General features: G+C 64.5%; 2 protein-coding genes. Both read left to right on the forward strand.

Annotated features, from left to right (window positions below; all coding sequences use genetic code 11):
* Nucleotides 1-1,146: methyl-accepting chemotaxis protein (locus tag FS320_RS41655; RefSeq protein ID WP_192926418.1), on the forward strand; the 1,146-nt coding region annotated here is incomplete at its 5' end.
* Between the two features lie 273 nt (nucleotides 1,147-1,419).
* A partial coding sequence (locus FS320_RS41660; protein WP_152718421.1) for a HAMP domain-containing protein occupies nucleotides 1,420-2,550 on the forward strand: 1,131 nt, incomplete at its 3' end.

The raw sequence follows: 2,550 nt of genomic DNA on the forward strand, positions 1-2,550 counted from the left end.
AGGGCAAAATGGAGATCATTCGTTGCCTCAAGCGCTTTGTCGCGCGGGAGATCTTCGGCTATCTCTGCCGAGCCAGCAGGGCTCCCACGACAGTCCCTTCGACCTCTTGACCTTTATAGGAGCATCACTGCCATGGGGCAGCTGGCGAACGGCGATCTGTCGGTCAACGTGACGGGGGTCGAGCGCAAGGACGAGGTCGGCGCACTGGCCCGCTCACTGCAGGTGTTCAAGGACAACGCCATCGAGGCCCGCCGCCTCGCCACCGCCCAGGAGGTCGAGAACCAGGCCAAGATGCGCCGGGCCGAGGTGCTGGACCAGCTCACGAAGCGCTTCGAGCTGAACGTCTCGGCCCTGACGCAAGGCCTGTCCTCGGCCGCCACCGAGATGGAAGCCACCGCGCAATCGATGACCTCCATCGCCGGCCAGACCACGCAGCAGTCGGTCACCGTCTCGTCGGCGGCCCAGCAGACCTCGGCCAACGTGCAGACGGTGGCAGCCGCCACCGAGGAGCTGTCGATCTCGATCCGTGAGATCGCCTCCCAGGTGGCGCAGTCCTCGCAGATCGCCGACCGGGCCGTGCAGGGGGCGCGGCGCACCGATGCGGCCGTGCAGGATCTGGCCGCGACCGCCTCGAAGATCGGCGACGTGGTGCAGCTGATCAACACCATTGCGGGCCAGACCAACCTCTTGGCGCTCAACGCCACCATCGAGGCGGCGCGCGCCGGCGAGGCCGGCAAGGGCTTTGCCGTGGTGGCCACCGAGGTCAAGGAGCTGGCGAGCCAGACGGCCAAGGCGACCGAGGAGATCTCGGCCCAGATCGGCTCGGTGCAGCAGGCGACCCAGCAGACGGTCTCGGCGATCCAGGAGATCGCCCGCACGATCACCGAGATGAGCCAGATCTCGACCTCGATTGCGGCGGCCATGGAGGAGCAGGGCGCGGCCACCGCCGAGATCGCCCGCAACGTGCAGGAGGCGGCGCGCGGCACGGAAGCGGTGACCGGCAGCATCGGCGACGTGCAGCAGGGCGCCGGCGAGACCGGAGCGGCGGCCTCTCAGGTGCTGGGCGCGGCCCAGGAGCTGTCGCGTCACTCCAACGATCTCGGGCGCGAGGTCGAAACCTTCCTCCATGGCGTCAAGGCCGCGTAGGTCGAGCCTCCGCAGGGCAGGACGGGCAGGGCAGGACGGAAGGGGCCGCTGCAAACAGCGGCCCTTGTCATTGTCTACTTACGGGGCATCGTCTGTCCGCCGGGCAACTCACAAAGGTGGCGAGGCAAATTACGGTCCTTAGCCGGCGCAACATTCCCGATCGCCGACCAGCCTGACGCAAGCTACAGGAGCTAATTCCTGTGATCCCGACTTCCTGCGCGTCGCGGGACGCGCGCACCGTCCGTGGGAATGCGGACAGATCACGAGACGACAATGAGAGTGCTCAATAATCTCAAACTGATCACGAAGCTCGCCGTTCCGGTGGCTCTGTTCATCGCCGTAACGATCGGACTGATCGTTTTCGCCAAATCCAGCCTCGACACCCTTGCGAGCGAGACGCAGCTGATCGTCGACATTCATGCGGCGCGGCGCAGCACGGCGCTAAGTGCCAAGGCTAATGTCAATGACGCCGCGATCCAGGAAAAGAACCTGATCATCGAAACGCGCGTCGAACAGATCCTGATCTATGACAAGCGCTTCAAGGATGCGAAGGAAGCAGCTCTCAGAGATTTCGACAATCTTATTGCACTTTCCGATTCGCCCGATATCCGCAGTTCCAATGAGGCATTGAAGAAGACTATCGAAGAATACTTTGCGGTCATGGGTCGGAGCATTGCCCATACGCAGCTGAACGAAAGCGAAGAAGCTTTCAAGTTGTCGACCGGTGAGGGGCAGGCTCTGCGCGACAAGGCGATGCAGGCGCTCGACCAGAGAATCGATGCGAACCTCCAGGCCCTCAATCACGAGAAAACCGAGGCGGCCGATCTTGCCTCTTTCACCTCCACGCAGCTGATCACCTCGTCTGTCATCGGCCTGACGATCGCCATCGGCCTGCTGGGGGCGATCATGGTCTATGGCGTCGCACGTCCCCTGAACGGCGTGGCCGGAGCGATGGGGCAGCTGGCGAACGGCGATCTGTCGGTCAACGTGACGGGCGTCGAGCGCAAGGACGAGGTCGGAGCACTCTCTCGTGCTCTCCAGGTGTTCAAGGACAACGCCGTCGAGGCCCGCCGCTTGGCTGCCGCCCAGGAGGCCGAGAACCAGGCCAAGATGCGCCGGGCGGAGGTGCTGGATCAGCTCACGAAGCGCTTCGAGACGAACGTCTCGGCCCTGACGCAGGGCTTGTCCTCCGCCGCCATCGAGATGGAAGCCACCGCGCAGTCGATGACCTCCATCGCCGGCCAGACCACGCAGCAATCCGTTACTGTGGCTTCGGTGGCCCAGCAGACCTCGGCCAACGTGCAGACGGTGGCAGCCGCCACCGAGGAGCTGTCGATCTCGATCCGTGAGATCGCGAGCCAGGTGGCGCAATCCTCGCAAGTGGCGGAACGGGCGGTGGCCGGC

The organism is Microvirga tunisiensis (assembly GCF_009296175.1).
GTDB classification, from domain to species: domain Bacteria; phylum Pseudomonadota; class Alphaproteobacteria; order Rhizobiales; family Beijerinckiaceae; genus Microvirga; species Microvirga tunisiensis.